Origin of the sequence: Aureispira anguillae (genome assembly GCF_026000115.1) — a bacterium.
Classification (GTDB): Bacteria; Bacteroidota; Bacteroidia; order Chitinophagales; family Saprospiraceae; genus Aureispira; species Aureispira anguillae.
Map to the genome: position 1 here is coordinate 7,310,275 of NZ_AP026867.1, position 23,815 is coordinate 7,334,089.

The 23,815-nt window shown below is 39.3% G+C and carries 5 protein-coding genes; 3 read left to right on the top strand and 2 right to left on the bottom strand.

Annotation, left to right across the window (positions count from 1 at the left end; all coding sequences use genetic code 11):
• Positions 1–60 precede the first annotated feature (60 nt).
• Both AsAng_RS28405 and AsAng_RS28410 read right to left on the bottom strand, forming a co-directional pair.
• Positions 61–465 carry a thiol-disulfide oxidoreductase DCC family protein gene (locus AsAng_RS28405; protein WP_264790539.1) on the bottom strand — a complete coding sequence of 135 codons (405 nt, stop codon included), beginning with the start codon at positions 463–465 and terminating at the stop codon, positions 61–63.
• A 197-nt stretch (positions 466–662) separates the two neighbouring features.
• The gene (locus tag AsAng_RS28410) at positions 663–1,955 is read right to left on the bottom strand and encodes a DNA recombination protein RmuC (RefSeq protein WP_264790540.1); all 1,293 of its coding nucleotides are present in this window, start codon (positions 1,953–1,955) and stop codon (positions 663–665) included.
• A gap of 549 nt (positions 1,956–2,504) precedes the next feature.
• Between AsAng_RS28410 and AsAng_RS28415 the strand changes: the two genes are divergently transcribed.
• The 3 genes from AsAng_RS28415 to AsAng_RS28425 all read left to right on the top strand — a co-directional run bounded on the left by AsAng_RS28415 (position 2,505) and on the right by AsAng_RS28425 (position 23,763).
• Positions 2,505–5,798 (top strand): CHAT domain-containing protein, encoded by a 3,294-nt coding sequence (locus AsAng_RS28415; RefSeq protein WP_264790541.1) that lies wholly within the window; start codon positions 2,505–2,507, stop codon positions 5,796–5,798.
• Positions 5,799–5,940: 142 nt separating this feature from the next.
• Positions 5,941–6,999: an OmpA family protein gene (locus tag AsAng_RS28420; protein ID WP_264790542.1), complete on the top strand. Its 1,059-nt coding sequence runs from the start codon at positions 5,941–5,943 to the stop codon at positions 6,997–6,999.
• A 555-nt stretch (positions 7,000–7,554) separates the two neighbouring features.
• On the top strand, positions 7,555–23,763 hold the full coding sequence (locus AsAng_RS28425; RefSeq protein WP_264790543.1) for an Ig-like domain-containing protein: 16,209 nt from the start codon (positions 7,555–7,557) through the stop codon (positions 23,761–23,763).
• Positions 23,764–23,815 lie beyond the last annotated feature (52 nt).

A 23,815-nucleotide genomic window follows, 5' to 3' on the forward strand; every position in this document is an offset into this window, starting at 1 on the left:
AATCTCATATTCATACAACCCAAGCAACTTTTTTGAAATTTTGTAGTTGCTGTTTAAGAACTATAAAAAACGTTTACGAAGCTCAGGACTAGGCATCATGCAACTATCTTTTTCGCCAAACCAACGATATCGATTTCTCCCAATCCAACGATAAATAGGATGTCGGATAAAGGAAGGCACCAATAAAAAAATCGATAAAATAGGCCATAAACCCGATAATTTTCGAGCAATTCGCAGAGGAGCCGTAGAATAAGTATAGGCTTTCCCATGCTCAATTAACACAACCGTATCCAAAGCATCTAAGGGAAGCTTATATTGTTCCAATAAGGCTTTGCCTTTCTCCGATTGTAAGGCTCCAAATTTAAAATAGTTCTTAGCATCACGCTTAATAACGAACTGTACAGAGTGGTTACACAAATTGCATACCCCATCAAAAAGCACGATAGCTGTTGGATTATCTACCATAAACACCATTAGAATTTAAGATTGTGTTTAAATTTTACATTACTCCGTTGATTTTATTAAACTTAAAAAAGCTGGCTCGCAAGCACTTGTTTTAAGTAGTTATTTGGCAAATCGTGTGGAAATAATAGAACACAATGGCTGTTGCTTTTAATTATGATCACATGATTTGTCAAAGAACGAAAAAATTTAGAAAGACTCTAACCATTATCCTCAAATTTATCAGGCAGTTGTTTACTCGTTTTAGCCCCCAATTCTTTTAGTTTGGTTGCTCTGCCAATCAAATTCCCTTTTCCAAATTGTAGTTTCTTCATGGCTTCATTATAGGATTGTTCTACCGTTTGGATCTTAGCTCCAATTTGCTCTAAATCTCCCACAAAATTAACAAACTTATCATACATTCTCCCTGCTTGTTGGGCGATCTCTAAGGCATGACGGTTTTGGTTTTCTTGTTGCCAAACATTAGAAATTGTTCTTGTTGTAACCAATAAGGTCATAGGGCTAACAATGATAACATTTTGTTCGAAGGCTTGATAAAATAGATTATGATCATTTTGCATAGCCAACGCAAAAGCAGCCTCTAAGGGAACAAACATTAAAACAAAATCCACGGTATTCAGTTCATGGATTTGTTGGTATTTTTTGACACTCAGTTCTTTAACGTGTTTTTTGACAGAGGTTAGATGCTCTTTGAGTGCCTTTTGAGCTTCGACATCTGTAGCAGCAGAACAAAAACGTTCGTAAGCGGTCAAACTCATTTTGGAATCGATTACAAGGTGTTTTTTATTCGGTAGATTTAGAATTAAATCTGGAAATTGATGGCGACCCTCTTCACTGAGATAATGACTTTGGGTAAAGTATTCAGCATCCTTTCTCAAACCTGATTTTTCAAGGATACGTTCAAGGATTAACTCTCCCCAATTGCCCTGTGTTTTGGCTTCTCCTTTTAGAGCATTAGTAAGGTTTCGAGTCTCTTCATTCATCTGTTGGTTCAACTGAGTGAGGTTCCGAATTTGCTCCTTTAGTGTTGCTCTATCCTTGGTTTGATCGCTATAATAGTACTCTACTTTTTGTTCAAAAGATAGTAATTTTTCTTGCAAGGGTTTTAGTAGATTATCTAAGTTTTCTTGGTTTTGAGTCGTAAACTTTTGGCTTTTTTCCTCTAGTAATAGATTGGCAGTATTTGAAAATTCTAAGCGCAACTGTTCTTGAATCTGCTGTAAATTTTTATCTTGATCTTTTAACTTCTCTTTCTGGTTATAAATAATCTGTTCTTGACCAGCTAGGGCTTTATTTAGGTCAATACACTCAATTTCCTTATCTTCTAGCGTATGCTCTAATTTTTCAATTCTAGCTAAAACACTTTGATGCACTTCACGAAGTATATATTTATTATCATCAGAAGTCTTGCTATTTTTGGTTTTTAGAATGCCAATTAAATAACCTAATAATAATCCAATAAAAATTCCAATTCCTAAATAAAGTAATTCCATATAAGTGTTTTAATATAATACTCTGCTGATTAGTTGGTGCGCTAACGCTTATGAGCTCGCAGGACTCGGTTCACTATGTTCATTCACTAAGCTGCTCGTTCATTATATTCATGGTTATGAAATAGTTGTTTAGTTTTTAGTTCGCTATGCTCATGAGATAGTTAACAAAAACATCTTGCACGAATTTGATAGCGGAATAATGTTAATAAAAAATCAGCTATAAATTGTAGTTGAATGCTTTGTGTTGTATCTCATTAAGCGGCATTCAAAATAGTCGCAAAATGGATATTTTAAAAAGCAATTCAGTGCTTATTTTGAATGGCTAACGATCAATTTAACCCTTAGAATTGGAGTATTTCTAGCGAGCATAAAATACGTAAGTTTTAAAGAATTGTTATCAATTTAAAAACTTATTTTAGTGAAAAATAAAACTTAAATAATTCTTTAATAAAGAATGCTTATTGAGCGTTCTTTGTTTCTAAATTGAAATAGAGTTGTTAAACTTAATCTAAAACTTTAAGTTTGAGGATAAATAATAATAAAGCTGTGATGAAAAAAGAAGTTTCTTGGAATTGCCTGAATAGTTTTAATCCATTGTTGTGGCGATTTATTTGTTTTTTAATCGTTGTAATAGGGGCAAGGGCAGAAAGTTTGGCTCAAAATTCTACTCCATTAAAACAAATAGATGTTGTTTTTGGAAAAGGAGAATTTGATAGCGCTGCTAAACAATATGCAAATTTAGCAAAATCCTCAACGGCTAAGAAAGAGGTATATATACAAGCCTTGGTTACCGAGGCGTTGTCTAAAATTAACCTTGGAAAACAAGGGAAGGTTTTTGAATTATTAAAAGAGGCTGAGTTAACCGCAGCCGAATTAGACCAGTTGTCACAAGTCGTGCAGGCACGCCTAAATATTGTTTTGGGCAAATATCATCTGGTCTATAAAGAATATGATTTGGCCGTACCTTTATTGGATGAAGGGCATGAGATTAGTCAGAAAGTAGGAGCTGATTTGTCGGCTCCAATGCATATTGAGTTAAACAAATCGCTAGGGGATTTATATTATGATCGAGCTGATTATCCTAAAGCTTTGGAATATTATAACCAAGCTATAGCTGTTGCAGAGGAACAGCCTCATGAAGAAGTGAATTATAAGCAGTTGGCAGATATGAAAATTTTGGCGGGCGAAGTGTACGACAAAGTTTTGGAGCCTAATGAGGCAATTGATCGGTACCAAAAAGTGTTGAGCCAAAAAGATACCTTACTCAAAGATGATCCAGAGCGAGCAGGTGAATTATATTATCGTTTGGGTGGGGTTTATTTTAGACGAAAAGACTATGATGCAGCAGAGATTTATTTGGACAAAGCTCTAAAATATGACCTTACTGAAGGAGAAAACTCGGATGCAAAATTTATGCTTTCTACCATTTATTTTGATAGAGAAAAGTACGATTTAGCATTGATTTTAAATGGTAGTGCCTTAAATAGTTGGAGTCCTCAAAAAAATAAACTTCCAGAAGAAAATTTCAAAGCATTTTTGCAGTTTGGAAAACTAAGTAGCAAACAAACCAATTCTGTGCAAGCTAAGGCTAGTTATAAAAAAATGACCCAACGGAATGAGGGGTGGTCTTTGGAGGAAGAATTGACCAATATTAAAGAGGAAAAGATTACCTATTTGCCAGAACCCAATTTATCAGATAACCATAATATCTCTTTATTAAGTTACCATGAATCTAGTTTGGTTATTCCCGAATTAAAACCCAATAAACAGGTTATTGCCGAAATAGATGTCCAGATGGCAAAAGGGGCGCTGTTTTTTAAAACCAAAAACTATGCACGTGCCAAAGGGCATTTTGAGAAGGCTTTGGGATTGATGAAGACCATTTATGCTAAAAAACACCCCATGGTGGTTGAGGCTTCTAGATCCTTGAGTGAGGTCTATTTAGAAGAAAAAATATATGGGGAAGCAATGGGGTTTATTGATAAGGCTTTAGAGGCTTGTCTTGAGGAAGGGCAGCCCTTTAACCCCAATGATGTGCCTGCTATTGATCAGGCAAAATTTCCTTTAGAACTACTGTATGCAATTGGAACAAAGGGAAAGGTATTAAAGGGATTGTATAGCAAAAATAAGGACACCAAAACATTGGTACAGGCTCTAGCCATGTTTGATGCGACCATCAAATTATTGAATAAATTGCGTAGAACCTACCGAAAAGAAGGGTCTAAATACCAGTTAGCACGTTTGGCACAGGAATTTAGCGAACAAGCTGCTTTGGTTTGTTATGAATTACACCTTGCTACACAGGAAGAACGATATTTGCATAGGGCTTTTGATTATGTCGAAATTGCAAAAGGATCACTTTTGTTAGAGGCGCTTCGAGATTTAAAAGCTCGAAAAATAGCCAACATCCCCGATTCTATTATACAAAAAGAAAATCAGCAAAAAATAGAAATTGCGTACTTAAAAGGTGAAATTTATTATGAAATTAAGCAAGGAAAATATAAAGATATAGAGCGTTTGGTAGCACTAGAAAAACAGCTAAAAGATATTACTAAAGTGCACGAAAAGTTGGTTGTTTTTTTAGAAAAAAAATACCCCAAGTATTTTGATCTTAAATACAATTATTCCACCGCATCGATTTCCGATATTCAACAGGTACTAAAAGAGGAGGAAATGATGGTGGATTACCTAATGTTAGACTCTGCAATTTTAGTTTTTACCATTGACCAAACAACTGCTGTTTGCCATTTAGTGCCCCATAATATAGGGCTGACAAATGTTAGGATTGCAAAGTTTTTAAAAGCTATTCGCAAAAATGAAATGCAGGAATTAGTATACAATGGCAATAGCTTATATGAGCTGTTGATCACTCCGTTGAGCAATCGAATTCTTAATAAGGATTTAATTGTCATTCCAGATGGTTTGCTCAATAATATTCCATTTGGTATTCTTCCCATGGCTGGAAAGGACGACCTACAGTATATGAATGAAGCGTATGCATTTTGTTACAATTATTCGGCAACTATTTATTTAGCAAGTCAGGATCTTTTAATTCATAGTAATATACCTAAAAAAATTATAGGATTTGCCCCAGATTTTGGATTAATAGATTCGATGCTCAATCAAAACGAAGATTATTCAAAGGTCGTAGGTGAGTTAGGACTAGAACCGCTCACTTATGCTGCTCAAGAAGTTAAAGTTTTGGAACAGTTATTTACCCAAAATAGCCTGGGAGTTGTTGGAGGGCAAGCCACAGAAACTTTTTTTAAAGAAACAGCCAACCAGTATGGAGTATTGCACTTTGCTACCCATGGGATTGTCAACCATAGCGACCCTATGTTTTCTAGCTTGGCTTTTATTACAGATGATAAAAACGATGGCTTATTGCATACGCACGAATTGTTTGGGTTGGAACTAAACGCAGAATTGGTAACCTTAAGTGCATGTAATTCGGGAGTAGGGAAACTTTATGCGGGAGAGGGCGTAATGAGTATTGCTAGAGGGTTTGCTTATAGTGGTGCCCCTAATATGATTATGACGCTTTGGCCTGTTTCTGATCAAGCTACTCAAGTTATTATGGAGGGTTTTTATCAACATTTAAAAAATGGTCTGCCTAAGCACAAAGCTCTTCAACAAGCAAAGCTGGATTTTATTAGAGAATACCGACTAGAGACCCGAACACCTCAATTGTGGGGAGGGTTAATTGTTGTTGGTAATACCGATGAAGTAGCTTGTTTGGTGGAAGAAAATAGCAGTTTATGGTGGTTGTGGATAGCGGTAGGTAGTTTTGCTTTTTTGGTGGCTTTTTTCTTTTGGAAAAGAAATAAAAAACATAAACTTTAAGCCGTATAAAGTGAAGCGCATAAATTTTATTTGATTTGCTCTTCGTTTTTATAAGTATAGTTTACAATATGAAGTGTTTAGGTAATTTAATTTTTGCTATATTTAATAGTGTGTTGTTATAAAATAGAGTAAATAGACTAGTATGGGGAATAATAACCATTTTATTTTAATTGTATTATTGACTTGTTTGAATATTGAATTTATTCAGGCTTACCAAATGACCGTTCCAACAGCAATCTATGTTGAAAATGCCTACAACCTAAAAGCAATAACCGAGGCAAAATTAACGGTTAAGCAAAAGGAAACAGATGGAAAATACTATACTTATGGCGTTTATCATACCGATAGCACAGGAACCGTCAATTTATCGTTGAATAAGGATAAAACCTATACCATTACCACAAAAAAACAGGATTATTATACCCAAATAACCGTATTGTCAACGAATGATATTAGCCGCACAGGAAAGAATAAGTTTGGGCTTTCTATGCGCCCTAAAAATTGTTATAGAATCAAAGGTCAAGTACGGACAGATGTAGCATTAACTGGAAATAATTTTTTTATTCTCAAAGATCTTGAATCAAGAGAAACCGAAACGGTAGCAATTGACAATAAGGGGTATTATTTTGCCTGTGGACAGTGTGGGCGAAGTTACCTTATTATTCCTTTTTTGGACAATGAACAACAACAAATTGATACCATTAATTTGCTAGAACAATATTGCCAAGATAGAAGAAATCCACTTTTAGAATTTAATATCCAACCTCAAAAAATTAGCCCCAAAGAAGAGGTAATCGAAGAAGAAAAAGGAAAATTTGCAAAGGGGGACTCTGTTTTATTAGAGAACCTAGTGTTTGAAGGCAAAACTCGGCAGTTGAATAAAGTAGGAAATGAAGCATTAGAGGTATTGTATCAAACCTTATCCGATAACCCTCAACTTATTGTAGAACTTCATATTCATACAGATGCTAGAAAGAGCGAGCGCTATAACTGGTTGTTGGCGCAACGAAGAGGCAAATTTATTCATGAGTTCTTGATCGAAAAAGGGATCGAAATAAACCAATTCTCTATTGTTCCTGTGGGAGAATCACAGATTATAAATCATTGTACCAACGGAAAATCTTGTTCTAAAGCAGAACATGCTATAAATAACAGAGTTGAAATGAAAGTACTACAAGGAGATAAGGATTTTTTAGATTGAATTGATTTTAAAGTGTTGATTGTTAGTGGTTTGTTGTGGTGCTGGTCAAAGGCTGTTTATTCTTGCCAAGTGCAAGTTTATTCTTGGCAAGAATAAACAATTAAAACTAATTAGATTTATTTATTTTAACGCAAAATATTATTCTTCTCAAAGTAAATCTTCTTTCTTCAATTACCTTTGTTTTTTTGCTTGAATACTATTACGATTCTGTGTACAGGACAACCCAGCTTGTTGGCTCACAAGCAAAGCGAGCTAAATTATATTACTAGTAAGGTGAGTTAAATGGTTGGAATTGAGTAAAGTAAAGGTTTGGTTGGGCTGTTTTAAGATTTTAGATCCACCTATGCCGTTGATGTATTAGATCAAGCCTGCTTGATCATTACATTCATATTTTTAGATGTTAGACCCTATAATGGCTTAGTAGGGTCTAACATCTAAAAACAAAGCGGTCTAGAATCTAAGGTCGAAATATAGGTTTTAGCTTAAACAGTACTTTATAAGTATTCTTTACCTATTTTGTCCTGTACTTAGATTACGATTTTAAACAACACTTTTATGCAAACAAAAATACACTCATTTGTATGGGCTTTGTGCTGTTTTTTATGTTGGAATATTGCGACACTTAACGCTCAAACACCAACCCTAACCAATGCAACGCCGCTAGAAGGGTTTGCAGGAGAACAAGTCTGTTTTCCTGTGACATTTGTAAATACTGGAGCTATTGGATATGGTCCTTATGTAAGGTTAATTATTCCTCCTGGGTTTACGTTTAATAGTGCAACATTTAGTGGAGCAGCTCAAACGGTACAGAATTTAGGAACAATTGGACCAGGAGCAGGGAATAATTTTGTCCTTGATCCCATTGCCCAATCCAATACTAGCTCAACAACGAATGATACTATTTTTGCGCCTGTGGGCAGTGGTGTGATTTTATTAGAATACCCTGTTGGTGCCATGATCCAAGGTGGTGCTAGTTTGGTTAGTGAAGTTTGCATAACCATTGACCCTGCTGCTACAGTTGGCGTTCCTGTGGATATTTGTGTACAAGGAATGTACAAATTTGGGGACAGTCCAACGGGGACGAACGGCTCAATTGCGGGTGCTAGTGTCTGCGAATCGATTAGCCCCGTTTTATTTCAATTTGAGAAAAGGGTAAACGGTTTAAACAACAATAGTGTATTTAATGTAGTGCCAGGAGGTGGAACAGGTTTGTGTCATGTTCACCAATATCAGTTGAATGTTGATATTGCTGCTTCTGGAACATTAAATGGTCCCATTACCATTACAGATATTTTACCGAGTGAACTTAGTTATTTAGGGAACATTAGTTTGCCTACAGGCTGTTTGGCAACGGAGCCTCCTATTGGTGGAACGGGGGGAACGTTGACGGTAACTTGTTCGGGCAATTATGCAGGCTCAACTGCTAATATAGATATGCAGGTAACTTTTGATGCCGCAGTCATTGATACCTTAAATGAGGCGATTTGTGATAATGCTACCATTAATAATACTGCATCGATTAATGCATCAGGTAGTCCCGTCCAAAATGATACTGTTGCTGCCCATATTACACACGTTAATCTTGAGCATACGAACAATGCAGGAACTCCTGTTTTGGTTGGTCAAACTATCCTTTATACCATAGATTTTAATATTACGGAATATACAGCTGGGCTAAATGCTGCAACCATTACTTTTGTAGTGCCAGATGGTATGGTTTACAATCCTGCAAGTTTGACATGGGGAGGGGCTGCTGTTGCGCCTGCAAATGTGACGGTTGTTGCTGGTCCTGGAACGGGCTCAACGGTTACCGTTGATATTCATGCTCAACAGGGAGCTAACATATTACCTTGTGCCTCTGCTGCTTTGGAATACACAGCAGATGTAAACCAAACCTACAATAATGGCGATCCTGTTTTGAGTAGAGATGGTTTGACAAATACCTCTAGTATTACTTATAACTTGGTAGAAGGGGCAACGGCTTGTACGAGTAGCGATGACTCCCCAATTGATATTATTGGTATTTCCTTCCAAAAAACAGTAAATAACAATCCCCCTACAGGAGCAGGACGAAATGGGCAATGGTGGCCTGGAGATGTCGTGCAATATCGTTTAGAACTTCAGGTTCCTTCTTTAGATTTAGATGATGTGGTTATTACAGATTTTTTCCCTTTGCCAATACACGATGTTTTATCCTTAGCTTCAACCTTTGGTACCGATGTGCGTTTTGATCCAGCATCTTGTTGGACAAACCCACCGCTTAGTTATACTAGAGATGCTGCTACCAATAGCTTAATTCTAGATTTTGGTGATTTGTCGGATGCTGTTACAGGGGGCTGTGTGGATATTGTGTTGTTAATTGATATTCCAATTACTACAATACCATTTGCGAATGGATTGTCACACTCTAATTTTATGCAAGTAAACAGTGATAACTCAACAGGAGATAATGTGACGAATAACCTGTTTACTTTAATTCAAGTTGGCGCACCTGACTTAGAGTTAACAAAGGGCATTGTCTCTTCGGATAATCCCAATGCTTCTATTAGCCCCGTTGTAAATCCTCCCAATGGAAATATCACCAACATAGATGCAGGAGATCAAATATTTTTTGATCTTACTGTGGCTAATAATGGCAATGCACCAGGGTATGATCTCCAAGTTAGAGATGTTGCCCCCCCTGAATTAACCAATTGTGCCTTGGTGGCTCCCAACCCAGTTGTGGATGCAGGGAATAACCCAATGACATTTACAGGTGGTTTTACAGGCAATACATTAACGATTAATCTAGCTGCACCAACTGATTCTATTGCTTTTGTAAATGCTCCTAGTAATAATGATTTGATTACGATCTCTTATGTTTGTGATGCGATCACAGGCTTAGAAGGAGGTACTCAAATGCTTAATACTGCTGAGGTAGATTGGGCTTCAGAAAGAGGAGGGTCTAAGTTTTCTCCTGTGAATGACCAAGCTACTGTTCAAGCAGCCAACCCAACAATGAACAAAGTAGTCGATTATATTCTTCCCAATTATAGTGGTACTAATACAAGAGCAAGTATAGGGGAAGTAATTGCTTATGAAGTACAACTGAATGTACCCGAAGGGAACCTCAATAATGTAACTTTGGTCGATCAGCTAGACGAAGGGCTTGCTTTTGTTGCTGTAGATTCGATTGTGATTTGTAATTCTTCGGGGAATATCAATATAACTACTTCTATTGGAGGAGGTTTTGCTAACGTTCAAAGTGCTGCTGCCATATCCAATCTTGGAGCCAATCCTGAGCAACAAGATCGGGTACTGACCTTGGATTTTGGCAATCTTCAAAATTTAGATACAGATAATATAGAAGATACAATCAAAGTCTATTATAGAACGATAGTAATCAATCATGCAACCAACTTTAATGGCGAACAAGTTAGAAATAGAGCACGATTAGAATGGGACAATCCCAATAGTCCTGGCAATCGTTCTTCCTTGACAGACCGAGCTGCTTTTGTAACGATTGTAGAACCGCAATTAGAAATTTCTAAAACATTTACTCCTAATGAGGTGCTACCAGGTAATAATTCATTTGTAACAATTACCGTCCGTAATCCTGTTACTTCAACAGCACCAGCTTTTGATGTGAGTTTAACAGATTTATTGCCACTGGGTATGACCTTTGTCTCTGGTTTTTCAGCTGGAGGAACGGCAAATATCACAACTGCCCCTGTCAATGGAGGAGGAACAATTACCGCACATTGGGATACCATTAATGTTGGAGAAGTTTATAGCATGACCTTTGAGGTACAAGCTTCTTCTTCTATCACGCCTTGTTTTACCTTGACCAATTGTGCCAATATAACTTGGGAAAGCATTGCAGAAGTAGATGAGCCTAATATGCCGACAGCATTTTCTTCTAATTTAGGAATTAAACGATCTGGAAATACAGGTGGGTTAGGGGGCATTGCCAATACGTATACACAAGATAGTTGTGCCGATTTAGATGTTGTGATTGATAATACTTTTGATCCTTTTATTACGGCTAATACTCCTCTTTGTGAAGGGGATAGAGTTGTCCTGTCGGTTCAGCAATACAATGGAAATATTGTACGATACAATTGGACAGGGCCTGGTGTACCAGCAGGTTTTAATAATTATGAATTAGTATTAGATCCTGTTACGGTTTCGGATACAGGGACTTATTTTGTATATGTGGAATTAGATGGTTGTATCACAGATACCTCCAACTTTTTTGTATTGGAATTAAGACCCAAACCAGCTACGCCTGTTATTATACCAGGAGATACAACTCTTTGTGAAGGAACTAGCTTGCAATTTTCAACAACAACGGTTGCCAATAGTTATACTTGGACAGGACCGAATGGTTTTAGTGCCAACTCTTCTACTACACAATTAATTAGTCCCATTACATTTGCTGATGCAGGGATGTATACGTTATACACAACCAATAATCAAGGTTGTAACTCTGATCCTGTCTCAACCAATTTAATGGTAAGATCGAGACCTACTGCTCCTTCTTTTGCCAATAATACACCTATTTGTAGTGGTGATAATATGATCTTAACTGCTAATTCATCTGCAGCAAGTTATCAGTGGATTGCTCCTAACGGACAAGATACCTTTACGACTTCTAATGTGCTTTCTATTAGTGCTACCAACCCGTTTTATATTGCAGGGAATTGGACATTGGCGATAATGGATGCGAATGGTTGTATTTCACTTCCTTCAACAGCAGCTAATGTGAGCATTAATGCAACGCCTGTATCTCCTAGTACGGCTAATTCAGGACCAATTTGTGAAGGCGAAAATGTTACGTTAACTGTCAATTCTGTTGTAGGAGCAACTTATGCCTGGTATACAGATGCTGCTTTGACAAATTTAGTAGCGGCGACACAGCATCCTGTCATTAGTGGTTTGACAGCGACCAATTCGCCCGATACTTTTTATGTACAAATAAACTCGAATGGTTGTTTATCAGCTACGGGTTTTACAGTGGTGCAAATCAATCCTAACCCTACGCCAGTTAATCCTAGTTATAATCCATTGTGTTTTGGGGATACAATATTTCTATTTGCTAACGCAACGGCAACGAGTTATAATTGGGTAGGCCCAAATGGATTTGTATCAATGGATCAAAATCCAGCAATAGCCAACTCTTCGGCATTAAATGCAGGAAGTTATACCCTTAATATTACAGACTCGAATGGTTGTAGTGGCTCAGGGATTGTACAAGTAGCAGTTGAAGATCGTCCTATTACGCCATCTATTACTACGAATAGCCCCTTATGTGAAGGGGGAGCTATAACCTTGACCGTTGCTCCTTACACAGGGACTACAGTACAGTATGCTTGGACGACACCAACGGGGCTTGTATCAACAGGTGTACCTAGCTTAATCGTTAATAACGCAACAGCAACAGATAGTGGTCAGTATAGTGTTGTGGTTACGGTAGATGGCTGTGTTTCTTTAGCGGATTCAATAAACATTATTGTAAATTCAAACCCAGCAGCTCCTAATGTTCCTGCAAATTCAACGATTTGTGAAGGGGAAAGTCTTAGTTTGACAACAACAACGATTGCCAATCGTTACACTTGGACAGGACCCAACGGTTTTAGTGCGACAATTCCTAATCCTCCTGCTATTAATCCAGTGAGCAGCTTAGATGCAGGAATCTATAGTTTGATTGTACAAGATTTTAATGGCTGTAGTTCACCACCTGCTAATACAGTAGTTGCAGTAGATACAGCGCCGTCAAGCCCTGCGCTGACAACCAATTCGCCAATTTGTATAGGAGATAATTTGGTATTAACAACAGGAACAACTGCGGCATCTTATAGATGGACAGCACCTAATGGAGCCGATACCACCACAACAACAGCAACCATAACAATACCATCAACCAGTAGTTTGTATCAATCGGGTAATTGGAGTTTGGTAGTAATCAATGGAAATGGCTGTTTGTCTGCGGGATCGCTTCCTGTAGGAGTAGCAATCAATAGCATTCCAACTACAACACTAGCGTCTAACAATGGACCTGTTTGTAGTGGAGGAACAGCGGAATTAACAGCAGGCTTGCAAAGTGGTGCAAGTTACGCTTGGTATACCGATGCAGGAGGACAAAATCAATTTTCAAGTTTTCGAACGCCAACGGTAACAAACCTAACGAATGATAGCACCTTTTATTTAGTGGTAACGGTAAATGGCTGTTCAGGCAGCTTGGATTCAACCCTTGTAAGTGTACATCCAATACCTTCTGCTCCTAATGTACCAGCTAATTTTGCGGTATGCGAAGGCGATGGAATAAGTTTGACCACAACCACAGTAGCTTCGGCTTATCAATGGACGGGACCCAATGGCTTTTCTTCTACTCAGCAACACCCAACGGTAATCAGCAATGCAAGTGCTTTAAATAGTGGTTCATACACCTTGTCTATCATAGATTTTAATGGCTGTAGTTCACCCTCTGCTAATACGGTAGTTGCAGTAGATACAGCGCCTACAAGTCCTGCGTTGACAACCAATTCTCCAATTTGTATAGGAGATAATTTGGTATTAACAACAGGAACAACTGCGGCATCTTATAGATGGACAGCACCCAATGGAGCCGATACGACCACCACAACGGCAACCATAACAATACCATCAACCAGTAGTTTGTATCAATCGGGCAATTGGAACTTAGCGGTAATCAATGGAAATGGCTGTTTGTCTGCGGGATCGCTTCCTGTAGGAGTAGCAATCAATAGCATTCCAACCACGACACTAGCGTCTAACAATGGACCTGTTTGTAGTGGAGGAACAGCGGAATTAACAGCAGGCTTGCAAAGTGGTGCAAGTTACGCTTGGTATACCGATGCAGGAGGACAAAATCAATTTTCAAGTCTTCGAACGCCAACGGTAATAAACCTAACGAATGATAGCACCTTTTATTTAGTGGTGACGGTAAATGGCTGTTCAGGCAGCTTGGATTCAACCCTTGTAAGTGTACATCCAATACCTTCTGCTCCTAATGTACCAGCTAATTTTGCGGTATGCGAAGGCGATGGAATAAGTTTGACCACAACCACAGTAGCTTCGGCTTATCAATGGACGGGATCGAATGGCTTTTCTTCTACTCAACAGCACCCAACAGTAATCAGCAATGCAAGTGCTTTAAATAGTGGTTCATACACCTTGTCTATCATAGATTTTAATGGCTGTAGTTCACCCTCTGCTAATACGGTAGTTGCAGTAGATACAGCGCCTACAAGTCCTGCGCTGACAACCAATTCTCCAATTTGTATAGGAGATAATTTGGTATTAACAACAGGAACAACTGCGGCATCTTATAGATGGACAGCACCCAATGGAGCCGATACGACCACCACAACGGCAACCATAACAATACCACCAACCAGTAGTTTGTATCAATCGGGCAATTGGAACTTAGCGGTAATCAATGGAAATGGCTGTGTGTCTGCGCCTTCCCTTTCTGTCCATGTAATGATTAATAATGGACAAACAACAGCAGCTTTTAATAATGGACCTGTTTGTTTAGGGAATACAGTACTTTTGACAACAACAACAATTAGTGGAGCTTTGTACGAATGGTATAGCGATGCTGCATTAACGAACCTAATCTCTACACAGCAAAATCCAACGATTAGCAATATTACAACAGACAGTACTTTTTATCTAGTAGTAACGGTAAATGGTTGTGTTGCTACGGCCGTTTCGACAACTGTTTTGCTGCATGCCATACCTATGACTCCCAGTTTGCCAGCTAATTTTACGGTATGTGAAGGGGAGGTTATAGCCCTAACAACAGGAACAACTGCTAGTAACTATAATTGGACAGGACCCAATGGTTTTACATCTAATCTACAACAGCCGCCAGTAATTGATCCTGCTACAGTAGCAAATGCAGGGCTATATACACTTTCTATTATAGATGCTAATGGTTGTCAATCAAGAGATACAACGGTTGATGTTACGGTAAATACAGCGCCTATAGCACCTGTGTTAACCAATAATTCAGCGCTCTGTTATGGCGATACTTTAATTTTATCAACAACAGCAAGTGCAGATACTTTTCGTTGGGTAAGCCCCAATGGGATTGATACCATAACAACAATAGGAAGTTTAACGATCTATCCAACTAATGTTACTTATTATCAATCAGGGAATTGGACCTTGACAACAAAAGTCGGGAATAATTGCCCCTCTCAGCAGTCTGGAAACTCTTCTGTTGTGATTAATGCAACAACAACAGCGCCTATTGCTTCTAATAATGGCCCTGTTTGTATCGGCGGCGATGTAATATTAAGTACGCCAAGCGCTCCAGGAGCATTTTATCAGTGGTATACGGATGCTGCGTTAACGAATTTAATGGCAACTACTCCATCTTTCACAGCAACTAATATTACACAAGATAGCACCTTCTATTTAGTGGTAACCGTGAATGGTTGTACTTCTTTAGCCGCCGCTACTACAGTAGCTGTAATTGGGCAACCTGCGGGGGCTGCTGTACCTGCTGACTTTGCGGTATGTGAAGGCGAAAGTATTGTTTTAACTACTTCAACAATAGCGGATAGTTATGCATGGACAGGACCCAATGGATTTAATTCTACCTTGCAAAACCCTCCTGTAATAAGCTCTGCAACTTTAAATGATTCAGGAGCTTATCACTTAGTTGTAGTATATGCTAATGGTTGTGTATCAATGGATACAATGGTACGAGTTACGGTGAATGGAAATCCCCCTGTACCTAATATCAATAGTAATAGTCCTTTGTGTTTTGGGGATACGTTAGCTTTGTATTCGAGCGCTCATTGCGGTCAAAGTCAGTGGATTGGTCCTAATGGAAATAGTGCGACAACTTTAGGAACGCCTGGGGGAGGGAATGTCTTGTGGACAATTGGAAGTGCAACAAGTATTCCTGCAACCAATGCCAATTATTTATCAGGCGACTGGTCAATGATATGTATTGATACGTTAACGGGATGCCGTGCAGAATCTAATCCGATACCAGTAATTATTCATGCGAATCCTGATACTCCACAAGTATTTAATCCAGGTCCCGTATGTATGGGAGGAATGGCGCAGTTGAATACGGCTTTCTTAACAGGAGCAAGTTATGCTTGGTATAGCGATGTTGGGCTAACAAATTTGGTTGCTACCACCCAGAATCCAACCATAGCAAATATAACAAGTGATACAACTTGGTATTTGGTAGTAACGGTGAATGGCTGTAGCTCTGTAGCAGGATCAACGACCGTAACGGTACGGGCTATTCCTTCAACTCCTAGTATTCCAGCTGATTTTGCAGTCTGTGAAGGAGCTGCAATAACTTTAAGTACGAGTACTTCCTCTGCAAGTTATCATTGGACAGGACCAAATGGTTTTACATCAAACCTTCAAAATCCAGTAGTCATTACAAATGCTACTCTGGCTGATGCAGGGACGTATACTTTGTTTACAATAGATGGTAATGGTTGTCAAAGTGCCGATACAACCGTTGATGTAACAGTAGATAACCTGCCAACTACCCCTATTTTAAGCAGCAATTCTTCAATTTGTGAAGGAGATACATTGGTCTTAAGAACCACAGCTATTGCGGCTAATTATAGTTGGATGGCTCCCGATGGATCGACAAGAACAACACCAACAGCTAATCTTAATATATTGCCTACTGATTCTTTGTACCAATCTGGGAATTGGAGCTTGATGCTAAGCAATGGAGCAGGATGTAATTCTATGGCATCTGCAATGGAGCAGGTAGTGATCAATAGTAGACCTACACAGCCTGCCTTATTTAATACAGGCCCCGTATGTATGGGAGGAATGGCGCAGTTGAATACGGCTTTCCTAACAGGAGCAAGCTATGCTTGGTATAGCGATGCTGGGTTAACAAATTTGGTTGCTACCACCCAAAATCCAACCATAGTAAATATAACAAGCGATACAACCTGGTATTTGGTAGTAACGGTGAATGGCTGTAGCTCTGTAGCAGGGTCAACGACCGTAACGGTACGGGCTATCCCTTCAACTCCTAGTATTCCAGCTGATTTTGCAGTCTGTGAAGGAGCTGCAATAACTTTAAGTACAAGTACTTCCTCAGCAAGTTATCATTGGACAGGACCGAATGGTTTTACATCAAACCTTCAAAATCCAGTAGTCATTACAAATGCTACTCTGGCTGATGCAGGGACGTATACTTTGTTTACAATAGATGGCAATGGCTGTCAAAGTGCGGATACAACGGTTACAATAACTGTAAATGCAACTCCTCCAGTGCCTGTTATTATGACAAATAGCCCAATTTGTTTTGGAGATACTTTAAACCTTAGTTCTAGTGCTAATTGTGGACAGGTGCAGTGGATAGGTCCTAATGGGAATAGTGCTGCAACTTTAGGAACTCCAGGAGGGGGGAATGTACTGTGGACCTTGGGCAATTCAACTCAGATTCCATCGACCAATGCCAACTACTTGCCAGGAAATTGGCAGATGATCTGTATTGATACCCTAACGGGATGTCGCTCAGAGTCCAATACTACCAACGTAACGATTCATCCAATTCCTGTAGTTGAAGCGCTTAACAATGGTTCGATATGCGTAGGAGAGGATGGAGGATTAAGTGCAACGTTTATTACGGGGGGGACTTACCAATGGTATAGCGATGCTGCGTTGACCAATTTGGTAGCAACAAGCAGAACACCGATTATCTCTAATATGGTAACGACAACAACTTATTATGTCATTGCAACTGTCAATGGCTGTGAATCTCTCGTAGATTCTACCACTATTGTCGTGAATCCAAGACCAATAACACCAGTGCCAACTTATACGCCACTGTGCCAATTAGATACGTTGTTTTTACAGAGTAATGCGATAGGAAGCATTGCAGCCTATTCGTGGACAGGGCCGAATGGCTTTACATCTAATTTAGCGAATCCAGTGATACCTAATATAGCGTCGTCTAATGCTGGTAGTTATGTATTGACCGTAAGAGACTCTATGGGCTGTCAAGCAGTTGGGACGGTAGAAGTAACTATTTATCCCAAACCTCAAACGCCAACAATTACACACAATGCTCCTTTCTGTGAAGGGACGGCTAATTTGACCTTATCTACCTCATCGTACTTTGGAACAAGTGTGCAATATATTTGGACCTTGCCCAATGGAGGGATTGATACGACATTGGTTCCAATGTTAACCCTTCCTAATGCTACTACTAACGATACAGGACAATATCGTTTAGAGGTATTGGTAGATGGTTGTAAGTCCTTATCAGGAGCAACAATAATTCAGATTTATGCTATTCCTGCAACACCTGCTGTACCTGCTGACTTTGCAGTTTGTGAAGGGGATGCTATTGTCTTAAATACGATAACAACTGCAACAGGGTATTTCTGGACAGGACCGAATGGCTTCCAATCCAATTTGCAAAACCCAACCGTATTAAGTGCTACCACTGCCGATTCAGGACGTTACCAGTTATCTATAACAAATGTTTGGGGCTGTCAGAGCTTGGATAGTGCAGTGCAGGTTACCGTTAATAATAATCCACCAATAGCAACAATTACGAGTAATAGCCCACTCTGCTTCGGAGATACGTTGAGGCTTAGTTCTAGCGCAAATTGCGGACAGGCTCAATGGATTGGTCCCAATGGAAATAGTGCTGGAACATTAGGCGCTCCTGGTGGAGGGAATGTACTGTGGACATTGGGTAGTTCTACACAAATTTCAGCTACAAATCCAAACTATTTATCGGGTAATTGGTATATGATCTGCATTGATACATTGACAGGTTGTCGCTCAAGGTCTAATGCCATTACCGTAGATATTGCACCCATCCCAATGACTCCTGCTGTATTTAATAATAGTCCAATTTGTATAGGGGAACAGGTGCAATTATCGACTGCTACTATTGCTGGCGCAAGCTATGCTTGGTACTCGGATTCTTTGTTAACAAATTTAATCGCAACTACTCAGAATCCAACCATTAGCAATATTACAACCGATAGCACTTTTTATCTAGTAACGACAATAAATGGTTGTGCCTCTCTTGCAGGAGCGACAACCGTGCAAGTTTTTGCTCGCCCAGCTACGCCATCTGTCCCTGCCGATTTTGCAGTTTGCGAAGGAGATAATATTGTATTAACAACAGGAACCATCGCAGCAAGTTATGATTGGACAGGACCGAATGGCTTTCAATCCAATTTGCAAAATCCAGCGGTTGTTAATGCGACACGGATTGATTCAGGTACCTATACTTTATCGATTATAGACGCTAATGGTTGTCAAAGTGCCGATACAACGGTACATATAACTGTTAATGCGAACCCCTTACAGCCTGTATTGAGTAGTAATGCTTCGATTTGTGAAGGAGATACGCTAGCTTTAACGACTACTGCTACAGCTACTAATTATCGGTGGATTGCTCCAAATGGAGCAGATACAGTTACCTCTGTAGCACGTTTAGAATTATTAGCTTCTAGTCCGTTTTATCAAGCAGGCAATTGGAAATTAGTCGTTACCAATGCCAACGGCTGCGAGTCTATGCTATCGAACGTTACTTTGGTAACGATTCATGCTATTCCTGCGGCACAAGCTGTCTTTAATGATGGACCAATATGTGCAGGGACTTCTGTTAATTTATTTACTTCTTTCATTGCAGGAGCTACTTATGAATGGTATGCTGATTCTCTGTTAACCACTTTGGTTGCGACCACTCAGAACCCAACGATTAACAATATTACAACCGATAGCACTTTCTATTTAGTGATAACCGTAAATGGTTGTGTATCAACAGCAGGTTCTACTAGGGTAAATTTACATCCTCAGCCAACAACTCCCAACGTACCAGCTAATATAACGGTTTGTGAAGGAGATGCTATTGTTTTAACAACAACAACAAATGCCAGTACCTATGTTTGGACAGGACCCAATGGGTTTAATTCAAATCAGCAAAGTCCAACCGCTATAGCTACTGCAACAGTTTTGGATTCTGGACTATATCATTTATATGTTATTAATGCGAATGGATGCCGTTCTGAAGATACAACCGTACAAGTTTTGGTGAATCCAAGACCTGCAAGACCATTGATAATAGCCAATAATAGCCCGATATGCGAAGGCAGTGATCTGATTTTGTCAGCGAATGCAGGGGCAGTAGGACTTAGCTATGAATGGTTCAATGCCATGAATGTTAGTGTAGGTACTGGTCAAACCTTGACCATAACAGGGGCGACGGTTGCCAATACAGGAGATTATTATGTGGTAACAAGCCTAAATGGTTGCCTGAGCATGGCTTCAAATCCTACCTCAGTTGTTGTTGATCCAATTCCAACGGCGATTGCTTATGCAGGAAGTGATATTAATTTGTGCAATGAATTTACGACTTCATTAGATGCAACAATACCAACTGCTGCGACTGGATTTTGGACTACTAGTTCAGGAGCAACTATTGCAAATCCAAGTCTTGCTAATTCGGCAATTTATAATTTGCCAACGGGGATAAGTACCTTCTATTGGACCTTGAGTAATGGCGCTTGCATCGATTTTTCGGTTGATTCTATCGTGGTTGATGTTACTCCTGCAAGTACAGATATAGCTAATGCAGGCTTGGATCAAAATTTATGTGGGCAAACACTTGCTACATTAGCAGCTACTACGCCAGTGTTAGGGACAGGGCGTTGGACGCAAGATGCTACACAAGCAGGGCAAGGGGTATTGATTACCAACCCAACCAACCCAACTACTACTGTAACAGGATTACAACAGGGCAATAGTTATAACTTTATTTGGACGTTGAGCAATGGCAATTGCATCGATTACAGTACCGATATTGTACAAGTTACCATCGATGTTGCTCCCCCTGATCACGCTTATGCAGGGACGGATATTTTATTGTGCAATCAAAACACCGCTAATTTATCAGCCTTTGGTTCTCAATATGGAACGGGGTATTGGACAACGAGCTCTAGTGCGACTATTATAGATCCTACTTTGGCGAATACGGTAGTGACCAATTTGCCACAAGACACTAGCATATTAGTTTGGATGTTGAGTAATGGAACTTGTCAGAATTATTCAGCCGATACCGTTCTGCTTGTTGTTTCTACGACAACCGATACCGCAGATGCTGGTTTGAATCAGGTAATTTGTAGTGTTAATGCTGTAAATTTAGCGGCAATAGCCCCTTCTTCGGGAATTGGAACTTGGTCACAAACGGCAACACAAGCAGCGCAAGGCGTTGTCATTGTAAACCCAACCAATCCCAACACACAAGTTGTTGGACTTGGAGCAGGAACAACGTATGCTTTTACTTGGACATTGAGTAATGGAACCTGTCAAGATTATTCTAGCGATATTACAACGATAGCCGTTAATGCAACGCCTCCAGACAATGCCTTTGCGGGCAATGACATTAATTTATGTGGCGTCACAACGACTACCAATCTTGCGGCTTCTGTTCCGACTATAGCTACTGGATTTTGGACAACTACTTCTACCGCAACAATTAGCAATCCTACACAACCCCATTCTACCGTTTCGGGTTTGGCAATGGGTACCAATGTATTTATTTGGACGCTAAGCTCAGGGAGTTGTACCGATTATGATAACGATACGCTTCTCATTACCGTTACAGCACCATCTTCAGATGTGGCAAATGCAGGCTTGGACTCTGCTTATTGTGGGCAAAGTATAATTGCACTAAATGCAACAGCTCCAAGTGTAGGGGGAGGATATTGGTCACAAACTCCTTCACAAGCTAGTTTAGGAGCTGTCATTGATAATCCAACAGATACGGCTACTACGGTAAGTAATTTGACCGCAGGAATAACCTATCGATTTATATGGACCTTGACCAATGGAGGTTGTGTGGATTATTCTTCTGATGAGGTTTTAATTACAATTGATGTACTGCCAAGTAATGTTGCTTATGCTGGTGAAGATACGGTTTTGTGTGGAGGAAATGCCGTGCAATTAGATGGTTTGGCTCCTCCTTTAGGGAGTGGATTTTGGACGAGTTTCGATTCTACAACCATCGTTACTCCAATCGACCACAATTCTTTGGTCGTTAATATTAATGAGGATACCACCACCTACTATTGGACCTTATCAAATGGAGCCTGTATTGATTATTCAATGGATTCTGTTACGGTTATTATTTCCCCAGTAAGTAGTGATTTAGCGTTTGCTGGTTATGATGAAGTTTTATGTGGTGTAGATTCAATTATTTTAGCAGGAGGAACACCAACAACGAGTACAGGGCTATGGACACAATCGGCAGGGCAAGCTAGTCAAGGAATTGTTATTACTGATCCTACCAACCCGAATTCGTCTGTAACAGGAATACAGGTAGGGCAGGTTTACACGTTTACTTGGACTTTATCTACCTTAGGCTGTGCCGACTTTAGTACAGATGATGTTGTCTATACGATTCATGCTTTGCCCGCAGAAGTGGCTTATGCAGGACCAGACATCATCTTGTGTAATGGAAATGCTGTAAATATGGACGCTACACAGCCTATTTTTAGTACAGGTATTTGGTCGAGCAACTCAAGTGCTGTTATTGTCAATCCTACCTTAAATAATTCTAATATTGTTAATTTACCAATTGACACCATTGAATTTTATTGGGCATTGAGCAATGGAAGTTGTACCGATTATTCTATCGATACGATGCTAATTATTGTAACACCAACCTTAGCAATAGATACCGCCAATGCAGGCCTAGATATTAATATTTGTAATGCAGATACCGCCCATTTGATGGCTATTACACCATCTATAGCAACAGGGCGTTGGACACAGCCAGCGAGTCAATCTAGTCAGGGGGTAATTATTGCAGATGCAACGGCTGCGGCAACGGTAACAAGTGGATTGCAATTAGATTCTACATATACCTTTACATGGTCAGTTTCTAATGGACCTTGCCAAGATTATGATTCAGAAAGCATTATTGTAACAGTTAGTGCCTTGCCTACAGATGCTGCTTATGCAGGAGAAGACTTTGTGGTTTGTGGGATTGATACTGCTGTGGTTAATGCTACTCCTCCAAGCGTAGGAACTGGATTGTGGACGACAGCTTCTACAGCAACGATAGTAACCCCTCCTAATACAAGAACAGAAGTGCTTAATTTGGGCTTAGGAACCAATGCTTTTGTTTGGACTTTGTCTAATGGGGCTTGTCGAGATTACTCCATGGATACCATTGTGATAACGATGGATTCAGCACCCATTGCCAATGCAGATAGTTTTGCTATTATTTATAATAGCGCAGGCAATACAGTTGATGTTATTCCAAATGATAACCTAAATAACAATTGGAATATAACAATAACCGAATCGATAGAAAGTGGAACCTTAACCAATTTAGGGAATGGAGAATTTGATTTGATTTTGCAAGATGTATTGGTCGATCAACAATTTATTTATCAGTTGTGTAACCCCAATTGTCCTGCGATTTATTGTGATACTGCTTTGGTTATTGTGGATGTACAAGGGGGAACCGATTGTAACTTCCCTAATATGATTACTCCCAACAACGATGATGCAAATGAAACGTTTATTGTACCCTGTTTAGAAGGATTAGAAGGGACTAAGTTTGTGGTATTTAATCGTTGGGGAGATGTAATTTATGAAAATGATAATTATAAAAACGATTGGGGAGGGACACATCATGGAAAACCAGTTCCTGATGCTACCTATTTTTACCTGATGGAGTTGTCTGATGGGCAAAAGTTCCAAGGGTTTGTTGAAGTTAGACGATAAAAAAGCAGGCAGCTTTAGCTGCCTGCTCTTGTTCAAAATAAAAAGAAAAATC

Coding starts and splice junctions, on each gene's coding strand:
- AsAng_RS28405 (WP_264790539.1), bottom strand. CDS start 465: ATGGTAGATAATCCAACAGCTATCGTGCTTTTTGATGGGGTATGCAAT.
- AsAng_RS28410 (WP_264790540.1), bottom strand. CDS start 1,955: ATGGAATTACTTTATTTAGGAATTGGAATTTTTATTGGATTATTATTA.
- AsAng_RS28415 (WP_264790541.1), top strand. CDS start 2,505: ATGAAAAAAGAAGTTTCTTGGAATTGCCTGAATAGTTTTAATCCATTG.
- AsAng_RS28420 (WP_264790542.1), top strand. CDS start 5,941: ATGGGGAATAATAACCATTTTATTTTAATTGTATTATTGACTTGTTTG.
- AsAng_RS28425 (WP_264790543.1), top strand. CDS start 7,555: ATGCAAACAAAAATACACTCATTTGTATGGGCTTTGTGCTGTTTTTTA.